This is a genomic window from Micromonospora sp. C28SCA-DRY-2 (assembly GCF_030519475.1).
Lineage (GTDB): Bacteria > Actinomycetota > Actinomycetes > Mycobacteriales > Micromonosporaceae > Micromonospora.
Genome location: NZ_JAUMKD010000004.1, coordinates 431,785 through 449,685, shown reverse-complemented (window position 1 = coordinate 449,685; position 17,901 = coordinate 431,785). Strand labels below are relative to the sequence as shown.

Annotated in this window: 20 protein-coding genes; 13 read left to right on the top strand and 7 right to left on the bottom strand. The window is 73.3% G+C overall.

Annotated features, from left to right (window positions below; all coding sequences use genetic code 11):
• Positions 1 to 113: 113 nt before the first annotated feature.
• The 6 genes from Q3W71_RS19720 (at position 114) to Q3W71_RS19695 (ending at position 6,280) form a co-directional block, all read left to right on the top strand.
• Entirely contained in the window at positions 114 to 1,421 is a 1,308-nt protein-coding gene (locus Q3W71_RS19720) for an extracellular solute-binding protein (protein WP_302920824.1), read from the top strand.
• 134 nt (positions 1,422 to 1,555) lie between these two features.
• Entirely contained in the window at positions 1,556 to 2,557 is a 1,002-nt protein-coding gene (locus Q3W71_RS19715) for a carbohydrate ABC transporter permease (protein WP_302920823.1), read from the top strand.
• A complete protein-coding gene (locus tag Q3W71_RS19710) occupies positions 2,554 to 3,387 on the top strand; it encodes a carbohydrate ABC transporter permease (protein ID WP_302920822.1) in 834 nt (277 codons plus the stop codon). The genes Q3W71_RS19715 and Q3W71_RS19710 overlap by 4 nt, the downstream gene beginning before the upstream one ends.
• Positions 3,384 to 4,766 (top strand): GH1 family beta-glucosidase, encoded by a 1,383-nt coding sequence (locus tag Q3W71_RS19705; protein WP_302920821.1) that lies wholly within the window; start codon positions 3,384 to 3,386, stop codon positions 4,764 to 4,766. The genes Q3W71_RS19710 and Q3W71_RS19705 overlap by 4 nt, the downstream gene beginning before the upstream one ends.
• A gap of 20 nt (positions 4,767 to 4,786) precedes the next feature.
• Complete coding sequence (locus tag Q3W71_RS19700) at positions 4,787 to 5,794, top strand: LacI family DNA-binding transcriptional regulator (protein WP_302920820.1); 1,008 nt, start codon at positions 4,787 to 4,789, stop codon at positions 5,792 to 5,794.
• A 72-nt stretch (positions 5,795 to 5,866) separates the two neighbouring features.
• A complete protein-coding gene (locus Q3W71_RS19695) occupies positions 5,867 to 6,280 on the top strand; it encodes a RidA family protein (protein ID WP_302920819.1) in 414 nt (137 codons plus the stop codon).
• Between the two features lie 170 nt (positions 6,281 to 6,450).
• On the opposite strand, the gene Q3W71_RS19690 is transcribed toward Q3W71_RS19695, so the two are convergent.
• From Q3W71_RS19690 to Q3W71_RS19680, 3 genes are all read right to left on the bottom strand, one after another.
• A complete protein-coding gene (locus Q3W71_RS19690) occupies positions 6,451 to 6,729 on the bottom strand; it encodes a hypothetical protein (protein WP_302920818.1) in 279 nt (92 codons plus the stop codon).
• Positions 6,730 to 7,029: 300 nt separating this feature from the next.
• Positions 7,030 to 7,542, bottom strand: a complete 513-nt coding sequence (locus tag Q3W71_RS19685) for an O-acetyl-ADP-ribose deacetylase (protein ID WP_302920817.1) — start codon at positions 7,540 to 7,542, stop codon at positions 7,030 to 7,032.
• A gap of 1 nt (position 7,543) precedes the next feature.
• The gene (locus Q3W71_RS19680; protein ID WP_302920816.1) at positions 7,544 to 8,335 is read right to left on the bottom strand and encodes an EI24 domain-containing protein; all 792 of its coding nucleotides are present in this window, start codon (positions 8,333 to 8,335) and stop codon (positions 7,544 to 7,546) included.
• A gap of 154 nt (positions 8,336 to 8,489) precedes the next feature.
• Here Q3W71_RS19680 and Q3W71_RS19675 point away from each other — a divergent pair, with 154 nt between their 5' ends.
• The 5 genes from Q3W71_RS19675 to Q3W71_RS19655 are packed head-to-tail and all read left to right on the top strand — an operon-like array spanning position 8,490 to position 13,108.
• Positions 8,490 to 9,398, top strand: a complete 909-nt coding sequence (locus Q3W71_RS19675) for an ABC transporter ATP-binding protein (RefSeq protein WP_302920815.1) — start codon at positions 8,490 to 8,492, stop codon at positions 9,396 to 9,398.
• An 11-nt stretch (positions 9,399 to 9,409) separates the two neighbouring features.
• Complete coding sequence (locus Q3W71_RS19670) at positions 9,410 to 10,144, top strand: ABC transporter permease (protein WP_302920814.1); 735 nt, start codon at positions 9,410 to 9,412, stop codon at positions 10,142 to 10,144.
• Between the two features lie 10 nt (positions 10,145 to 10,154).
• Positions 10,155 to 11,423, top strand: a complete 1,269-nt coding sequence (locus tag Q3W71_RS19665) for a sensor histidine kinase (protein ID WP_302920813.1) — start codon at positions 10,155 to 10,157, stop codon at positions 11,421 to 11,423.
• Positions 11,420 to 12,061 carry a response regulator transcription factor gene (locus tag Q3W71_RS19660; RefSeq protein ID WP_302920811.1) on the top strand — a complete coding sequence of 214 codons (642 nt, stop codon included), beginning with the start codon at positions 11,420 to 11,422 and terminating at the stop codon, positions 12,059 to 12,061. The genes Q3W71_RS19665 and Q3W71_RS19660 overlap by 4 nt, the downstream gene beginning before the upstream one ends.
• A gap of 24 nt (positions 12,062 to 12,085) precedes the next feature.
• Entirely contained in the window at positions 12,086 to 13,108 is a 1,023-nt protein-coding gene (locus Q3W71_RS19655) for a YafY family protein (RefSeq protein WP_302920810.1), read from the top strand.
• Here the strand turns inward: Q3W71_RS19655 and Q3W71_RS19650 are convergent.
• A complete protein-coding gene (locus tag Q3W71_RS19650) occupies positions 13,099 to 14,013 on the bottom strand; it encodes an SDR family oxidoreductase (RefSeq protein ID WP_302920809.1) in 915 nt (304 codons plus the stop codon). The genes Q3W71_RS19655 and Q3W71_RS19650 overlap by 10 nt on opposite strands.
• A gap of 77 nt (positions 14,014 to 14,090) precedes the next feature.
• On the opposite strand from Q3W71_RS19650, the gene Q3W71_RS19645 reads away from it, so the two are divergent.
• The gene (locus Q3W71_RS19645) at positions 14,091 to 14,789 is read left to right on the top strand and encodes a nucleotidyltransferase domain-containing protein (RefSeq protein WP_302921019.1); all 699 of its coding nucleotides are present in this window, start codon (positions 14,091 to 14,093) and stop codon (positions 14,787 to 14,789) included.
• A 160-nt stretch (positions 14,790 to 14,949) separates the two neighbouring features.
• On the top strand, positions 14,950 to 15,852 hold the full coding sequence (locus Q3W71_RS19640; protein ID WP_302920808.1) for a GNAT family N-acetyltransferase: 903 nt from the start codon (positions 14,950 to 14,952) through the stop codon (positions 15,850 to 15,852).
• 43 nt (positions 15,853 to 15,895) lie between these two features.
• On the opposite strand, the gene Q3W71_RS19635 is transcribed toward Q3W71_RS19640, so the two are convergent.
• From Q3W71_RS19635 to Q3W71_RS19625, 3 genes are read right to left on the bottom strand one after another with little or no spacing between them, the layout of a single operon-like run.
• On the bottom strand, positions 15,896 to 16,633 hold the full coding sequence (locus Q3W71_RS19635) for an alanyl-tRNA editing protein (protein ID WP_302920806.1): 738 nt from the start codon (positions 16,631 to 16,633) through the stop codon (positions 15,896 to 15,898).
• An 11-nt stretch (positions 16,634 to 16,644) separates the two neighbouring features.
• The gene (locus tag Q3W71_RS19630; protein WP_302920805.1) at positions 16,645 to 17,532 is read right to left on the bottom strand and encodes an alpha/beta fold hydrolase; all 888 of its coding nucleotides are present in this window, start codon (positions 17,530 to 17,532) and stop codon (positions 16,645 to 16,647) included.
• On the bottom strand, positions 17,529 to 17,843 hold the full coding sequence (locus tag Q3W71_RS19625) for a DUF2516 family protein (RefSeq protein ID WP_088996233.1): 315 nt from the start codon (positions 17,841 to 17,843) through the stop codon (positions 17,529 to 17,531). The genes Q3W71_RS19630 and Q3W71_RS19625 overlap by 4 nt, the downstream gene beginning before the upstream one ends.
• Positions 17,844 to 17,901: the final 58 nt, after the last annotated feature.

Here is a 17,901-nt window from a genome sequence, read left to right as displayed (position 1 = left end):
CGCCTCGGAGAGCGCTCTCTTGACACGTCCCGGACCGGCCAGCAATCTACGTGAGAGCGCTCTCTCAGATTCATCCACCACCACCCGCCCGACCTGAGAGGGGTCCGAGACAGATGGGTGCCTTTTCGCGCCGCCGCCTCGCGGCGGTCGCCCTGGCCACCGCCAGCGCACTGCTCCTCACCACCGGCTGCGGTGGCGACGACGCCGCCGACGACGACGGCACGATCACGCTGACCGTCGACGTCTTCGGCCAGTTCGGCTACGAGCAGCTCTACCAGGAGTACATGGCCAGCCACCCCGGCGTGAAGATCGTCGAACGGGGCACCGGCGGCAACCTCGACGAGTACTCGCCGAAGCTCACCCAGTGGCTCGCCGCCGGCAAGGGCGCCGGCGACATCGTGGCCATCGAGGAGGGGCTGCTGGTCGAGTACAAGGCCAACCCCGGCAACTTCGTGAACCTGCTCGACCACGGCGCCGCCGAGCTCAAGGGCAACTTCCTGGACTGGAAGTGGAACGGCGGGCTGACCGCCGACGGCAAGCACCTCATCGGCCTCGGCACCGACGTGGGCGGCATGGCGATGTGCTACCGCAAGGACCTGTTCGCCAAGGCGGGGCTGCCCACCGACCGCGAGGCGGTCGCCAAGCTCTGGCCCACCTGGCAGGACTACATCCGGGTCGGCGAGCAGTTCACCGCGAAGAAGACCGGCGCGGCGTTCCTGGACGCGGCCACCAACACCTTCAACACCATCCTGTTGCAGACCGCCGGCAACGCCCAGGGTTACAGCTACTACGACACCTCGGACAACCTCGTGGTGGACAGCAACCCGGCGGTCCGGCAGGCCTGGGACACCACCATGGACATCATCGACTCGGGCCTGTCCGGCAAGTACGGCGCCTGGTCCGAGGAGTGGGTCTCCGCCTTCAAGCAGGCCAAGTTCGCCACCATCGCCTGCCCCGCCTGGATGACCGGGGTGATCGAGGGCAACGCCGGCGCGGAGGCCTCCGGCAAGTGGGACATCGCCCAGGTGCCCGGCAACGGCGGCAACTGGGGCGGCTCCTACCTCGCGGTGCCCAAGCAGAGCAAGCACCAGGCCGAGGCGATCGAGCTGGCCAAGTTCCTCACCAGCGCCAAGGGGCAGATCGGCGCGTTCAAGGCCAAGGGCCCGCTGCCCTCGTCGCCGCAGGCGCTGGAGGACCCGGCCATCACCGGGGCGACCAACGCGTACTTCTCCGGCGCGCCGGTCGGCCAGATCTTCGCCGCCGGGGCGAAGAACCTGAAGCCGGTCTACATGGGGCCGAAGAACCAGGCCGTCCGGACCGAGGTGGAGAACGCCGTGCGGACCGTCGAGCTGGGCCAGCGCAGCCCGGACCAGGGCTGGACCGACGCGGTGTCCAACGCCAAGAAGGCCGCCGCCAAGTAGCCCCCGCCGCCCCCTGCCCGCTCCCCGGCCCGGCCGCCCCGGGGCCGGTCGTCGCGCCCCCGCGACGCCCAGCTCCGGGCGGCCGGCGGGGCGCCGGACGCGGGGCGGTCGGCGCTGGAGAGGAGTTTCCGGCCATGAGCGTCCAGCTCGACGCGCGGCCTCCGGTGGTACCGGCGGCCACCGCGCGGCCCACCCGGGCGCACCGGCTCAGCCGGTTCGACACCAGGTACTCGCCCTACCTCTACATCGCCCCGTTCTTCCTGCTCTTCGCGGTGTTCGGGGTGTACCCGCTGGTCTACACCTTCTGGGTCTCGCTGCACGACTGGGACCTGCTCGGCAGCGACCACCCGTTCGTCGGCGCGGAGAACTACACCCGGCTGATGGCCGACGCCGACTTCTGGCACGCGGTGGTGAACACCCTCGGCATCTTCGTCATCTCCACCGTCCCGCAACTGCTCGCCGCGCTCTGGCTGGCCAACCTGCTCAACCGGTCGCTGCGGGCCCGCACCGGGTGGCGGATGGCGGTGCTGATCCCGAACGTCACCTCCACCGCCGCCGTCGCCATCGTCTTCGGGGTGCTCTTCGGCCGCGAGTTCGGCATGGTGAACTGGCTGCTCGACCTGGTCGGGATCGACGCGGTCAACTGGAAGTCGGACCGGTTCGCCTCCTGGGTGGCCATCTCGGCGATGGTCGACTGGCGGTGGACCGGCTACAACGCGCTGATCTTCCTGGCCGCCATGCAGGCCATCCCGCGCGACCTCTACGAGTCGGCGGCGATCGACGGGGCGAACCGGGCCCGGCAGTTCTGGTCGATCACCGTGCCGCTGCTCAAGCCGACGATCATCTTCGCGGTCATCATCTCCACCATCGGCGGGCTCCAGCTCTTCACCGAGCCCCGGCTGTTCCACTCCGGGACCAACCCGATCCGCGGCGGACCGCTGCGCGAGTCGCAGACGGTGACCATGTACATGTTCGAGAACGCCTTCGCGCCGCACTACAACTTCGGCTACGGCTCGGCGGTGGCCTGGCTGCTCTTCGCCCTGATCGCCGTGGTGGCGGCGGTCAACGTACTGATCATCCGGCGGCTCGGCGGGCAGACGCCCGGTGGCCGGGCCGCGAAGGGAGACCTCCGATGAGCCGGCTGTGGCGGGCCAGCCCGCTGACGTACGGCGCGCTGCTCGCCGCCGCGTTCCTGTCGATCTTCCCGATCTACTGGATGTTCGTGGTGGCCAGCCGGTCCAGCGACGCGATGGGGCAGGTGCCACCGCCGGTCACCCCCGGCGGCAACCTCGGCGCGAACATCGCGCGGCTGTTCGACAACACCGACGCGTACTTCCTGACCGGTCTGATCAACTCGGCGATCGTGTCGACAGTCGTCACCGCCTCGGTGGTGTTCTTCTCCACCCTGGCCGGGTTCGCCTTCGCCAAGCTGCGCTTCCGGGGTCGCAACGCGCTGCTGCTGGTGATCATCGCGACCATGATGGTGCCGACCCAGCTCGGCGTCATCCCGCTGTACATGCTGATGACGAAGCTGAACTGGAACGACCGGCTACCGGCGGTGATCGTGCCGGCGCTGGTCACCGGTTTCGGGGTGTTCATGATGCGGCAGTACGCCGGCCAGGCGGTCAGCACCGAGCTGATCGAGGCGGCCCGGGTCGACGGCTGCGGCACGGCCCGGATCTACTGGAACGTGGTGCTGCCCGCGCTGCGCCCCGCCGCGGCGGTGCTCGGCCTGCTCACCTTCATGACCACCTGGAACGACTTCCTCTGGCCGTACGCTGTGCTCAACGACCCGGAGAACCCGACCGTGCAGCTCTCCCTGCGGGCCCTTTCCGACGGGTACTACCAGGACATGTCGCAGGTCTTCACCGGTACGGCCATCGCGACGCTCCCGCTGCTGCTGGTCTTCGTCCTGTTCGGCCGCCAGATCATCGGCGGCATCATGGAAGGTGCGGTCAAGGCTTGAGCAATCTCCGATTTCCCGAGAACTTCCTCTGGGGCGCCGCCACCGCCGCCTACCAGATCGAGGGCGCGGCGCGGGACGACGGTCGCGGCCCGTCCATCTGGGACACCTTCAGCCGTACCCCGGGGAAGGTGTTCCAGGGGCACACCGGCGACGTCGCCTGCGACCACTACCACCGGTACGCCGACGACGTGGCGCTGATGGCGGAGCTGGGGCTGCGAGCGTACCGCTTCTCGGTGGCCTGGCCCCGGATCCAGCCGGACGGCACCGGCCCGGCCAACCCGCGCGGCCTGGACTTCTACGACCGGCTGGTCGACGCGCTGCTCGACCGGGGCATCGACCCGATCGTCACGCTCTACCACTGGGACCTGCCGCAGACCCTGGGCGACCGGGGCGGCTGGACCAACCGGGAGACCGCCGAGCACTTCGCCGTGTACGCCACCGCGGTGCACGCCCGGCTCGGCGACCGGGTGGGCACCTGGACCACGCTCAACGAGCCGTGGTGCTCGGCCTACCTCGGCTACGGCAACGGGGTGCACGCGCCCGGCGAGCAGGACCCGGCGGCCGCCTTCACCGCCGTACACCACCTGCTGCTCGGGCACGGCCTGGCGGCGCGGGCACTGCGCGCGGCCGGCGCGGAGACGATCGGGATCACCCTCAACCCGGCCGACGTGCGCCCCGCCGACCCGGCCAGCGCCGCCGACGCCGCCGCGGTGCGCCTGGTCGACGGCCTGCACAACCGGATCTTCCTGGACCCGCTGCTGGCCGGCGGCTACCCGGAGGACGTGCTGGAACACGTCGGCGGGATCGTCGAGCCGGCGTTCGTCCGGGACGGCGACGAGAAGCTGATCGCCGCCCCGATCGACCTGCTCGGCATCAACTACTACCAGCCCACCTACGTCGCCGGCCGGCCCGGCGGGGCCGGCGGCGGGGGCGCCTATCCGGGCACCGCCGGCGCGGTGGAGTTCCTGCCGCCGGTCGGCCCGCTGACCGACATGGGCTGGATGATCGAGCCGGCCGGGCTGACCCGGCTGCTGGAGCGGATCGCCACCGACTATCCGGGCGTGCCGATGCTGATCACCGAGAACGGCGCGGCGTTCCCGGACAAGCCCGGGGCGGACGGCCCGGACGGCGGGGGCGGCGTGGTCGACACCGACCGGATCGCGTACCTCGACGGGCACCTGCGCGCCGCCCACGAGGCCATCGCCCGGGGGGTGGACCTGCGCGGCTATCTCGTATGGTCATTGCTGGACAACTTCGAGTGGGCGGAGGGCTACCGCAAGCGGTTCGGGATCGTCCACGTCGACTACCTGACCCAGCGGCGCACACCGAAGGCCAGCGCCCGGTGGTACCAGGAGGTGATCTCCCGGAACGGGCTGTGACGAGCGGGGGGATGGCGGCCATGACGACGGCGCAACGGCCGACGCTGGAAGCGGTGGCCCGCCGGGCCGGGGTCTCTCGGGCCACCGTCTCCCGGGTGGTGAACGGCTCCACCACGGTGGCCGAACCGATCCGGGAGGCGGTCAACCGGGCGGTGGCCGAGCTGGGGTACGTGCCGAACCTGGCCGCCCGCAGCCTGGTCACCCAGCGGACCGACTCGATCGCCCTGGTGATGCCGGAGGCGGCCACCCGGGTCTTCTCCGACGACCAGGTCTTCCCGGGCATCATCCTCGGGGTCAGCCAGGAGCTGGAGGCGGCCGACAAGCAGCTGGTGCTGATGCTGGCCGGCTCGCCGGCCGGGCACGCCCGGGTGGAGCGGTACACCACCGGGCGGCACGTCGACGGGGTGCTGTTCGCGTCGCTGCACGGCGCCGACCCGCTGCCCGGCCGGCTCGCCCGGCTGGGCATCCCGGTGGTGTGCAGCGGCCGGCCGCTCGGCGCCGCCGACGTGCCGTACGTGGACGTCGACCAGGTCGGCGGGGTGACCGCCGCGATCCGGCACCTGGTCGGGATCGGCCGGCGGCGGATCGCCACCATCGCCGGCCCGCAGGACATGGTCGCCGGGATCGAGCGGCTCGCCGGCTACCGGGACACGGTCGCCGCGGCCGGGCTGCCCGAGCTGGTGGCGTTCGGTGACTTCACCCGGGAGTCCGGGGCGGCGGCGATGCGGCAGCTGCTCGCCGAGCACCCCGACCTGGACGCGGTCTTCGCCGCCTCCGACCTGATGGCGCACGCCGCCCTGCGTACGCTGCGGGAGGCCGGGCGGCGGGTGCCGGACGACGTGGCGGTGATCGGCTTCGACGACATCGAGACCGCCGCCTACACCGAGCCGCCGCTGACCACTGTCCGGCAGCCGATCCAGGAGATCGGCCGGCAGATGACCCGCCAGTTGCTCCGGCTGGCCGCCGGCGAGACCGTCGAGACCGCCCTCGTGCTGCCGACCGAGCTGATCCGGCGCGAGTCCGCCTGACCGGCCCTCGCCGGCCCTCGCCGCGGCGATATTCGGTCGAGCGGCCGGCGCGGCCGGCGGTAGCGTCGAGCGGTGCCCGATGCGACCCGCCTGATCCCGGTGCCCGCGCTCTCCGACGTCGCCGAGTACGCGTACGCCGCCACGGTCGAGCCGCCCGCCCGCCTGGTCTTCACCGCCGGCGCCTGCCCGCTCGACGCGGACGGCCGGACGGTGGCGCCCGGCGACCCCGCCGCCCAGGCACGGCAGGTGATGGCCAACCTGGAGACCGCCCTCGCGGCGGCCGGCGCCCGGCTCGTCGACGTGGTCAAGACCACCGTCTACGTGGCGTCGAACCGGCAGGACGACCTGGTCACCGTCTGGGAGGTGGTCCGCGACCACTTCGGCGACCACGACCCGCCGAGCACCCTGCTCGGGGTGGCAGTGCTCGGCTACGACGACCAACTGGTCGAGGTGGAGGCGGTCGCCGCCGTCCGTTCGGCCGGCTGACCGGGTTCACCCCGCCGCCCGCCGGGTTCGCCGGCCCGCGCCGCCCGCCGGGAGCCGTCCCGGTACGGCAGCGGGGGCCTCTCCCGGCGACGGAGAGGCCCCCGGCCCCGTAGCCCGGCTCCCACGACCGCACTGCGCGGAGGCCGGAGCTACGTTCGGGTAAAGCCGTTTCAGTCGTCCGCCTGCTGGCGGTGGGCGCCGTTGAGCACGCTGCCGAGCACGACCAGGCCGAGACCGAGCGCCGCGAGCGGCACCGCGTCGCCGCCCCACCATCCGGCCGGCCGCGCGTCCCGGTTGACCGGCGGGTCGGCCGACGGTGGTTCCGCGGTCGGCGTGGCGCTCCGGTCGAGGTCGGCGGAGGCGCCCGCCAGGGCCGACGACGCCTCTCCCCACACCAGCACGCCGACCGCCACCGCGGCCGCGGCCAGGCGCGCGAAGCCTGCCCTCATCGCTCACCCCCATGTCGTCACCGGCGCCGATTACCGGCACGGGAGGAAATGTATAGGCGAATAGCCCGATGAAGGCGTTTTTCAGACGGATTGTCCCAGCACAATTTCCCGACAGAAAGGCACGCGGAATGCATTTCTTCCCGTGCTGCTAGAAATAGGTATTAACTGCTTAGAACTGCCGAGTCGGGCAGGAACGGCTATGCACGGGCGAAACCGGGCGGGAATCGGCACCCGATCCGGAATCATCCTCGCCAGAACCGTTCGGGTATGCAACCGGAAGCGGGCGCGCGGGCGGCAGGCTCAGCCGGCGTGGACCCGCTGGGCGACCTCGTAGGTGTCCGGCCCGAAGAGCACCAGCCGTGCCTCGGTGACGGTCGCCGGGGTGGCGGCGCGCAGTACGGCCAGGGCCTGGCCGACCGCGTCCGCGACCGGCCAGCCGTAGACACCGGCCGAGACGAGCGGGAACGCCACCGTCCGCGCACCCAACCCGTCGGCGAGCCGCAGGCTGTTGGCGTAGCAGTCGCGCAGCAGCGCCGAGCGGTCCTCGGTGGCCGACCAGACCGGCCCGACGGTGTGCACCACCCAGCGGGCCGGCAGGTCACCGGCGGTGGTGGCGACCGCCTGGCCGGTCGGCAGGCCGCGTTCGTAGCGGGAGGCGCGCAGCGCCCGGCACTCGGCCAGGATGGCCGGGCCGCCCCGCCGGTGGATGGCGCCGTCCACGCCCCCGCCACCGAGCAGCGACGAGTTCGCCGCGTTGACCACCACGTCCACCTGCTGGGTGGTGATGTCCCCCTGGACCAGGACGATCCGCACGTCAGCGCTCCTCGATGGACTGCCCGAGCGACCGGCGGGCCAGCAGGGTGGCGCCGGCGACCGCCGCCGGCATGATGAGCACCGCGCCGAGCGGGATGAGGAAGCAGACGAAGACCGCCACCCCGAAGCCGAGCGCGGTGGGCCGGTCCGCCTTCAGGACCGAGCGGCGGTCCGGCAGCCGCATCCCGCGCCGGTAGAAGGGCGCGCCGACCAGTTCCAGCGCGAGCAGCCAACCGCCCACCGCCGCGCCGATGACCGGGACCACTGTCTGGCCGACCACCGGGATGAAGCCGGCCGCGAAGAGCGGGATGCCGAACAGCACCGACAGGGCCACCAGCCGGACCGAGTCGGCCAGGCTGCGGCGCAGCGACGACCAGAACGGCACCTCGACGGCGCCCGGCGTACCGCCGAGCCGCTCCTCCACCCGCTCGGAGATCTTCTCGTAGAACGGGTCGCCGATCACCAGCGTGACGGCGGTGAAGGCGAGCACCCCGAGCAGGCCGCCGAGCCCGAGGAAGGCCAGCCCGGCGACCACCCGGACCAGGCTGCGCGGGGTCGCCGACCAGTCGTCGGCGAACGGGGTGACCCACTCGGCCAGGTCGTCCACGAAGAACGCCAGGGCGACGAACGCGGTGACGAAGAGCGCACCGGAGATCAGAGCCGGCACGATGCCGAGCAGCATCAGGCCGGGGCTGCGGACGTAGAGGGCGAGTCCACGCAGCAGCAGCCCGACGCCGGTGAAGAACCGGCGGGCGGCGCCGGTCACGGGCGCGGCGAGGCGGGGTGCGGTCACGACGGAGAGCCTAGTGGCCGCCTGCGCATCAACCGGTCGGTGGATCACCGGGATCAACCGGCGCCGTCCCCCAAGATCGCCGTGTGGTCGATCCGCCGCCGCGTCCGCGCGGCCATGCTCGACATACGAACAGCAAGCGGCGGAAGGCGGCACGATGCCGGTCATCGAGGTGACCAACCTGCACAAGCGGTACGGCGATGTGGTGGCCGTGGACGACGTGTCGTTCACGGTCGAGGCCGGGGAGATCTTCGGGATCCTCGGCCCGAACGGCGCCGGCAAGACCACCACGGTGGAGTGTGTGGCCGGCCTCCGGTCCCCGGACCGGGGCCGGGTGTCGGTCCTCGGGCTAGACCCGCGCCGGGACGCGACGCAACTCCGGGAGCGGGTCGGGGTGCAGCTCCAGGAGAGCCAGCTGCCCGACCAGCTGCGGGTCGGCGAGGCGCTGGAGTTGTACGCCTCGTTCTACCGCGACCCGGCCGACCCGGGCGAGTTGATCGACAAGCTGGGGCTGGGCGAGAAGCGGAAGACCCCGTACAAGAAGCTCTCCGGCGGTCAGAAGCAGCGGCTGTCCATCGCGCTCGCGCTGGTCGGCAATCCCGAGATCGCCATCCTCGACGAGCTGACCACCGGGCTGGATCCGCAGGCCCGGCGGGACACCTGGGCCCTCATCGAGCAGGTCCGGGACAGCGGGGTGACGATCGTGCTGGTCACCCACTTCATGGAGGAGGCCGAGCGGCTCTGCGACCGGCTGGCGGTGATCGACCGCGGCCGCGTCGTCGCGCTGGACAGCCCGGCCGGTCTGGTGTCGTCGGTGGCTCCGGAGCAGCGGATCCGGTTCCGGCCGTCCGCCCCGGTTGACGACCGGCTCTTCACCGACCTGCCGGAGGTGACCTCCGTGCAGCGCACCGGCGGGCAGGTGGTGGTGACCGGCACCGGTGACGTGCTGCACGCGGTCACCTCGGTGCTCGCCCGCAACCAGATCATCGCCGCCGACCTGCGGCTGGAGCAGTCCACCCTGGACGACGCGTTCGTCGAGCTGACCGGGCACCGGCCCGCCGAGTGAGAGAGAACGACATGCACGCCTTCGGGCAGATCCTCAAGATCGAGACGAGACTCTACCTGCGGGACTTCGCCGCGCCGCTGCTCACCGTCGCGCTGCCGCTCGCGCTGCTGGCGGTGTTCGGGCTGATCCCGGCCACACGCGAGCCGGATCCGCAGTTCGGCGGCCGGTCCTTCCTCGAGTACTTCGCCCCGTCGCTGCTGGTGATCACGCTCGCCATGTCGGCGGTGAACATCCTGCCCACGGTGCTGGCCACCTACCGGGAACGGGGGGTGCTGCGCCGGCTGGCCACCACCCCGGCCAGCCCGGCGGCGCTGCTGGCCGCCCAACTGGTCATCGCGCTCGGCACCATCCTGGTCAGCGCCGTGCTGCTCATCGCGGTCGGCCGGTTGGCCTTCGGCGTGCCGCTGCCCCGGCACCCGCTCGGCTTCGCCCTGGCCCTCGTCCTCGGCACGGCGGCCCTGCTCGCGCTGGGGCTGCTGGTGGCGGCGGTGGCCCGCACGACCAAGGCGGCACAGGGCATGGCCGTGCCGGTGTTCATGGTGGCCATGTTCTTCGGCGGCGTCTACGTGCCCCGGTTCCTGCTGCCGGACTTCCTGGTCCGGATCGGTGACTACACGCCGCCGGGCGTGCAGGCGCTGCTCGACGCCTGGACCGCCGACGCACCGCAGCCGCTGCACCTGGCGATAATGGCGGTCATCGCCGTACTCGCGGGCGCCGCCGCGGCGAAGCTGTTCCGCTGGGAGTGAGCGAGGTCCGATGACCAGCACCGCCGAGCAGGTCGACCGGCTGGCCCCCTGGGAGGTCCGGGAGGCGCGCCTGCACCGGGTGCTCCCGTACGTCGGGCTGGCCGTCGGGGCACTGCTCACCACCGCCGCGCCGGCGCCCGTGGGTCTGCCACTGGCCCCGCACCTGCTCGTCGCCACCACCGCGGCGTGCTGGATCACCTGGTTCGTCGCCCTGCACCCCGGATGGGCGACCCGGCGCGCGCTGATGGTCGTCTACTACGTCGGGCTGCTCGCGCTCAGCGCCGTGCTGGTGCTGATCAGCCCCTGGTACGGCTTCTTCAGCTGGGCCGGCTTCCTGCACGCGATGCTGCTGCCCGGCAACTGGCGGTTCGCCGGGGTGGCCGCCTCGGCCATCCTGGCGGCCACCGCGCAGGGCGGCGGCATGCCGGCCTCCCTGTCGCACTGGCTGCTCTGGTGCGTGCTGGTGCTGTTCAACCTGGGCGCGGCCGGCGGGATGATCTGGTTCAGCACCATCGCCGACCGGCAGCACGCCAACCGCAAGCGGCTGGTCGAGGAGCTGGCCGAGGCGAACCGCCGGCTGGCCGAGACGATGCGGGAGAACGAGGGACTGCACGCCCAGCTGCTCACCCAGGCCCGGGAGGCCGGGGTGACCGACGAGCGGCAGCGGATGGCCCGGGAGATCCACGACACCCTGGCCCAGGGCCTCGCCGGCATCATCACCCAGCTGGAGGCGGCCGGGCAGGCGCGGGACCGGCGGGCCGACTGGCAGCGGCACGTGGACACCGCTGTCGCCCTGGCCCGGGAGAGCCTCACCGAGGCACGCCGCTCGGTGCGGGCGGTACGACCCGAGGCGCTGGAGAGCGCCCGGCTGCCCGAGGCGCTCGCCGAGCTGACCCGGCGCTGGTCGACCATCAACGAGGTGCGCGCCGAGGTGAACGTCACCGGCGACGCCCGCCCGCTGCACCCGGAGGTCGAGGTGACCCTGCTGCGGACCGGCCAGGAGGCGCTGGCCAACGTGGCCCGGCACGCCAGGGCGTCCCGGGTCGGGCTGACCCTGTCGTACATGGGCGACGTGGTCACCCTGGACGTCCGGGACGACGGAGTCGGCTTCACCGTCGCCGACCCGCCCGCGCCCCGCCGCCCCGACGGCGGGTACGGGCTGACCGCCATGCGGCAGCGGGTGGCCGGGGTCGGCGGCGAACTGGCCATCGAGAGCGAGCCGGGCGGCGGCACCGCCGTCTCGGCGTCCGTGCCCGCACACCCCGGAGGTGCCGGTTGACCGCCCCGGTCCGGCTGCTGATCGTCGACGACCACCCGGTGGTGCGGGACGGGCTGCGCGGCATGTTCACCGGCGACCCCGGCTTCGACGTGGTCGGCGAGGCCGGCGACGGTGCCGAGGCGCTCGCGCTCGCCGCCCACCTGCACCCCGACGTCGTGCTGATGGATCTGCGGATGCCCGGGATGGACGGGGTGACCGCGATCGGCCGGCTGGCCAGCGCCGGCAACCCGGCCAAGGTGCTGGTCCTCACCACGTACGACACGGACGCCGACGTGCTGCCGGCGATCGAGGCCGGCGCCACCGGCTACCTGCTCAAGGACGCGCCGCGGGACGAGCTGGTCCGGGCGGTGCGGGCCGCCGCGCGGGGCGAGTCGGTGCTCTCCCCCAGCGTGGCCGGCCGGCTGATGGGGCGGCTGCGCGCGCCCGCCGAGGAGCCGCTGAGCCAGCGCGAGCTGGAGGTGCTCACCCTGGTGGCCAAGGGCGCGTCCAACCGGGAGGCGGCCGCCCGGCTGTTCATCAGCGAGGCCACCGTCAAGACCCATCTGCTGCACGTCTACGCCAAGCTCGGGGTCAACGACCGGGCCGCCGCCGTGGCCACCGCGTACGACCGGGGCCTGCTCACCCCCGGCGGGCGCTGAACCGGCCGGGGGCAGGATGGAGGGGTGCGCGCATCCCGGTTGATCTCCCTGGTCCTGCTGCTCCAGGCGCGGGAGACGATGACCGCCGCGGAGCTGGCCCGGGAGCTGGAGGTCTCCGAACGGACTGTCTACCGGGACGTGCTCGCGCTCTCCGCCGCCGGCGTGCCGGTCTACGCCGACCGGGGCCGGGCCGGCGGCTACCGGCTGCTCGGCGGCTACCGGACCCGGTTGACCGGGCTGACCCGGGACGAGGCGGAGGCGCTCTTCCTGGCCGGGCTGCCCGGCCCGGCCGGCGACATGGGGCTCGCCGACGCGGTCGCGGCCGCCGAGCTGAAGGTGCTGGCGGCACTCCCGCCGGCACTGCGGGACGCGCCGGCCCGCACCGGGCAGCGGTTCCACCTGGACGTGCCGGGCTGGTTCCGGGAGACCGGACCGCCGCCGTGGCTGAGCGAGCTGGCCGGGGCGGTCTGGCGGGACCGGGTGGTGGAGCTGCGCTACCGGCGCGGCGACCGGGAGGTCACCCGGGACCTGGCCCCGTACGGGCTGGTGCTCAAGAGCGGGACCTGGTACCTGGTCGGCCGGGTCGGCGACGGGTACCGGACGTACCGGGTGGACCGGGTCACCGGCGTCGAGGTGAGGGCGGAGACCTTCGCCCGGGACGAGGGGTTCGACCTGGCCGGGTACTGGCGGGAGCAGGCCGAGGCGTTCCTGCGGAGCATGCTGCGGGCCGAGGTCACCGTCCGGCTCAGCCCCGCCGGCCTGCGCCAGCTCCGGCACGCCGCCGACGCCCCCTTCGCGTACGAGCAGGCGCTGGCCGCCGCCGGGGAACCCGACGGGCAGGGCTGGGTGGTCACCCGGCTGCCCGTCGAGTCCCTTCCGGTGGCGTACAGCCAACTGCTCGGGCTGGGGCCGGAGGTCGAGGTGCTCGAACCGGCGGAACTGCGGGCCTGGCTGGCCGAGGCGGCGGCCCGCGCCGCCGCCCTCTACGCCACGCCGCCGCCCCGGCCCGGGGACGGGCGGCCCGCGGAGACCGCCGGTCAGCGGTAGCCGGTGACGTCCGCCGGTTTGCCGGGGTCCTGCACCTCGACCAGGTACCGCCAGGCGTCCGGCCGGCTGCCGTCGAGGTCGGTGAAGCCGTACACCCGGGCCAGCTCGCCGCTGGAGGTGGACCTCCCGTTCCAGCGGGCCCGGTCCTCGTCGGCGGCCAGGGCGGCGACCGCGCGCCCGACGAACGCCGGCGACTCGGAGATGGCGAAGTGCGGCTGCTGGGCGAGCGCGTCCCGCCAGTTCTCCTCGGTCACCCCGAAGTGCTCCAGCATGGTCTCGGACCGCAGCCAGCCGGGGGTGAGCGCGACCGAGGTGCAGCCGTACGGCGCCAGCTCGTGGGCCCAGCTCTCGGCGAGCCGGTTCACCGACACCTTGGCCAGGTCGTAGAAGACCGACAACCGGTAGTTCACGTCGTTGTACGCCTTGGTGCCGTCGCCGATCTCGACGACCAGGCCGCCGGGGCGGCGGATCAGCAGCGGCAGGGCGAAGTGGCTGGTGACGATGTGCGTGTCGATGGCCAGCCGGAGCGTCCGGAAGCCGGCGTCCAGCGGCTGCTCCCAGACCGGCTTCTGCCAGGTGACCAGCGACTCGGCCCCCCAGATGTCGTTCACCAGCACGTCGAGGCGGCCCTGCTCGGCGTCGATCCGGGCGACCAGGTCGCGGACCTGCTCGGGCACCAGGTGGTCGACCACGACCGGGATGCCCTCGCCGCCGGCCGCGGTGACCAGCTCGGCGGTCTCCTCGATGGTCTCCGGGCGGTTCATCTCGGAGCGCCCGGCCCGGCTGCTGCGCCCGGTGGCGTAGACGGTGGCTCCGGCGGCGCCGAGCTGCACCGCGATCTGTCGCCCGGCGCCCCGGCTCGCCCCGGCGACCAGCGCGATCTTCCCTGTCAGCGGTTTCGTCATGGGCGGAGCGTGTCAGCAATACCTGACAGCCGAAGTCGGGTTTCGGCGGGCGGGTGTCGTCAGTCATGCTCGCCGGCATGCACCTGCTGCTCTCCGGCATCGTCGGCTCGGTCGCGTACGGGCTGGCCCGGCCCGGTTCGGATGTGGACCGGATCGGCGTGTTCGCGGCGCCCACGGTGGCCTTCCACGGCCTGCACCCGCCCCGCGAGTCGGTGGTCACCACCGACCCGGACGTCACCCTGCACGAGGCCGCCAAGTACGCCAGGCTGGCGCTGGGCGGCAACCCGACCGCCACCGAGCTGATGTGGCTGCCGGACGACTGCTACGAGACGCGGACGGAACACGGCGAGCGGCTGATCGGCATCCGCTCGGCCTTCCTCAGCGCGCCCCGGGTCCGCGACGCCTACCTGGGCTACGCCGGCCGGCAGTTCCGCAAGCTGGAGTCGCGCGGCGACGGCAGCTTCTCGTCCGACACCCGCCGCCGGACCGCGAAGCACGCCCGGCACCTGGCCCGGCTGGTGCACCAGGGTCGGCTGCTCTACGCCACCGGGGTGCTGGAGATCCGGCTCACCGACCCGGAGTGGTTCCGGGCGTTCGGCGAGCGGGTGGCCGGCGGCGAGCTGGACGAGGCGCGGACGTTGCTGGCCGAGGCCGAGCGGGACTTCGCCCGCATCCGCACCCCGCTGCCGGAGCGGCCGGACGAGGCCGCGGTCGAGCGCTGGCTGCTCGACGTCCGCGCCGCCCACCTGCCACCGGAGCCGGGCGGTGCCGGATAAACCCGTTGGCCGGCGACACGGGTGCGCTGCTACCGTCCCGGGGCGCCCTCGTCGAGGGGAAGGGAGGTGAGCACCGTGTCCACGACATCGCTGTGCTCCCGCCCGGTCACGAGGGCGCCGCGGTTCTGAGGCCGGGAGCACGTCAACCCGGAAGGACCCCATGACCGACCTGGTCATCCGCCCGCTCACCGCGGGCGAGGAAGCACTGTTCGACTCCCTGCCGCACACCACGCTGGTCGGGCGCGCCGCGTTCGGCGAGAACTACACCGACATGGCCGCCGACGGCCAGTACCGTCCCGAGTGGAGCTGGATCGCCCTGCGCGACGGCGCCGTGGTGGCCCGGGTCGCCTGGTGGGGCGGGCCGGACGACGAATCGCCACTGGCGCTCGACTGGTTCGACTTCACCGACCGCGCGGCGGCGGTCGAGCTGCTGCGCACCGCCCCGCTGCGGGCCGAGTACTCGCTCTCCCTGCCGCCGGGCTGGCGCGACGACCCGGCCGTCCGGGCGGAGGCGCAGGCCCGGATGGACGCGGCGGTCGCCGCCGGCATGTCCCCGTTGGTCGAGCGGTACCGGTACCGCTGGACACCGGAGTGCGGGCTGCCCGCCCGGCCGGGCCGGCTGGAGTTCCGCCCGGAACCCGACGACGACGTGATCCTCGACGTGCTGCGCCGGGTGGGCGAGGGAAGCCTGGACGCGCACACCCGGCACACCGCCGCCGAGCACGGGCCGGACGCGGCGGCACGGGAGGAGCTCGACCTGCTGCGCTGGCTGCCGAGCCCGCGCGACTGGTGGCGGCTGGCCTGGACGCCCGCGGGCGAGATGGTGGGCATCACCGTGCCGGCACGCAACCACAGCGACCCGATCGTCGGCTTCGTCGGCGTGCTGCCCGGACAGCGCGGCCACGGGTACGCGTACGATTTGCTGGTCGAGACCACCCACCTGCTGGTCGAGGCGGGGGCGGACCGGATCGTGGCGGCCACCGACCAGACCAACCACCCGATGGCGGCCGCCTTCGCCCGGGCCGGCTACCCGATCGAGCGGGAACGCATCGACCTGGTGTGAGGTCGCGGCTCCCGGCGCCGGTCCGGCGCCGGGAGCCACCCGCTCAGTCCGCCAGGCGTACCCGGACCCGGCGGTTGGCCCGGCCCTTGCTCTCCACCTTGACCACCTGGACCTTGCCGATCTGCGCCGTCGAGGCGACGTGCGTGCCGCCGTCGGCCTGCACGTCCAGGCCGACGATGTCGACGATCCGGACCTCCTGCTCGTCCGGCGGGATCAGGTTCGACTGGGTGCGGATGATGTCCGGCAGAGCGAGCGCCTCGGCCCGGGGCAGCACCCGGACGGCCACCGCCCGGTCGGCGGCCACCTCGGCGTTGACCAGGTCCTCGATCCGGCTCTTGAAGTCCGGCGGCACCTCGGGGAGGTTGAAGTCCATCCGGGCCTCGCCCGGTTCCATGTTGCCGCCGGTGACCAGCGCGCCGAAGTCGCGGAACACCACCCCGCAGAGCACGTGCAGCCCCGAGTGGGTACGCATCAGCCGGGTGCGGCGCTCGTCGGCGACCGCACCGGTCACCGTGCTGCCGGCCGGCGGCAGCGGGTCACCCTCGGCCGGGATCAGCCAGAGGTCGTCGCCCTTGCGGGTGCCGACGATCCGGGTCTGCACCCCCTGCCAGAGCAGTACGCCGTGGTCCGGCGGCTGGCCGCCGCCGCCCGGGTAGAAGGCCGACCGGTCGAGCACGATGCCCTGCTCCGGTTCGGCGTGCAGCACCGTGCACTGCCACTCGCGCAGGGTCGGGTCGGCGAGGTCCAGCCGGTGCGTACGTCCGTGGTGTGTGACGCCCATGACAGGGCAGGTTACTCGTTGAGGAAGGTGGAGATCCGCGATCGCAGGTCGGCGCGTTCGGTCCAGAGCACGCCGGGCCGGTCGTACACGTGCAGGGTGGCCGCCGGCAGCGCGGCCGCGAGCTGCTCGGCCACCTCAACCGGGTGCAGGTCGTCGCCGGCGCACCCGATCACCAGGGCGGGCGCGGTCACCGCGGCCAGCACCCCGGCGTCGCGCAGCGGCACCTGCTCGGGCAGGCTGGCCAGCCCCGGCGCGAGCCCGTCGCGCAGCAGTTGGTCCAGTCGCTGGCGCAGGTAGGCCCAGCCGGCCGGGGTGTTGCGCACGCCTGGGGGCAGCTCCACCGAGACCACCTCAGCGACCGCCGAGGCGTCGCCGCTCTCCACCGCGTCGAGCAGCGCGGTCAGCCGGGCCTGGGCGATCTCGCCGCGCGGCCGGTCGAGCACCGCCGGCAGGAAGAACACCAGCCGGTCGAAGCGCTCCGGGCTCTCGGCGAGCAGCCGGCAGAGCGCGCCGGCGCCGAGGCTCGCGCCGAAGGCCCGGGTGGCCCCGCCGAGGTCGGCCACGGCCCGCAGGTCGCGGGCCAGGTCGAGGTAGCTCCACGGACCGGGCGGCGCGTCGGAGCGGCCGTGCCCGCGGAACTGGAAGAAGAGCTTGCGGCCGGTGACGCCGCTGCCGAACGGCCGGGTGGTGGCGATGCCGTTACCCAGCCCGTGGGCGAACACCGTGACCGGGTCACCGGCCCCGGTGACCAGCCGCTCCAGCCGTACGTCGTGCGGCGTGGCGACCAGCTCGGTCTCCGGTTCCGGCAGGGCCGGCCGCCCGGTACGCGGGCCGCCCGGCCCGGGACCCCAGGTGCGCGGCCCGCCGTCGGGCGGCGGTGGCCAGCGGAAACCCCTCACCAGAACCCTTTGCCGTCGCTCAGGTCGCGCAGCCCGACCCGGACGTCGAGCAGGTAGATCAGCGCGGCCGCGATGCCGATCAGTCCGAAGAGGCTGATCGGGCCGAACCCGAGCAGGGTCAGCACCAGGCAGACCGCCAGGATGGCGATCCAGCCGCCCTTGGGCAGCGTGCCGATGGCGGGGAAGGCGTCGGATCGCTGGGTGATGGCGTGCACCAGCGCGACGCCCTGGATGATCAGCGCGAAGACGAGCAGGATCAGCTCGATCACGTAGCGGACTTCGAAGGCGAAGAGCGGCGCGGCGTTGGCCATGACGGCAAGCTTATGCCGGCGACCCCGGAAACGTCCGACAAGGACGCCTCCGGGGTCG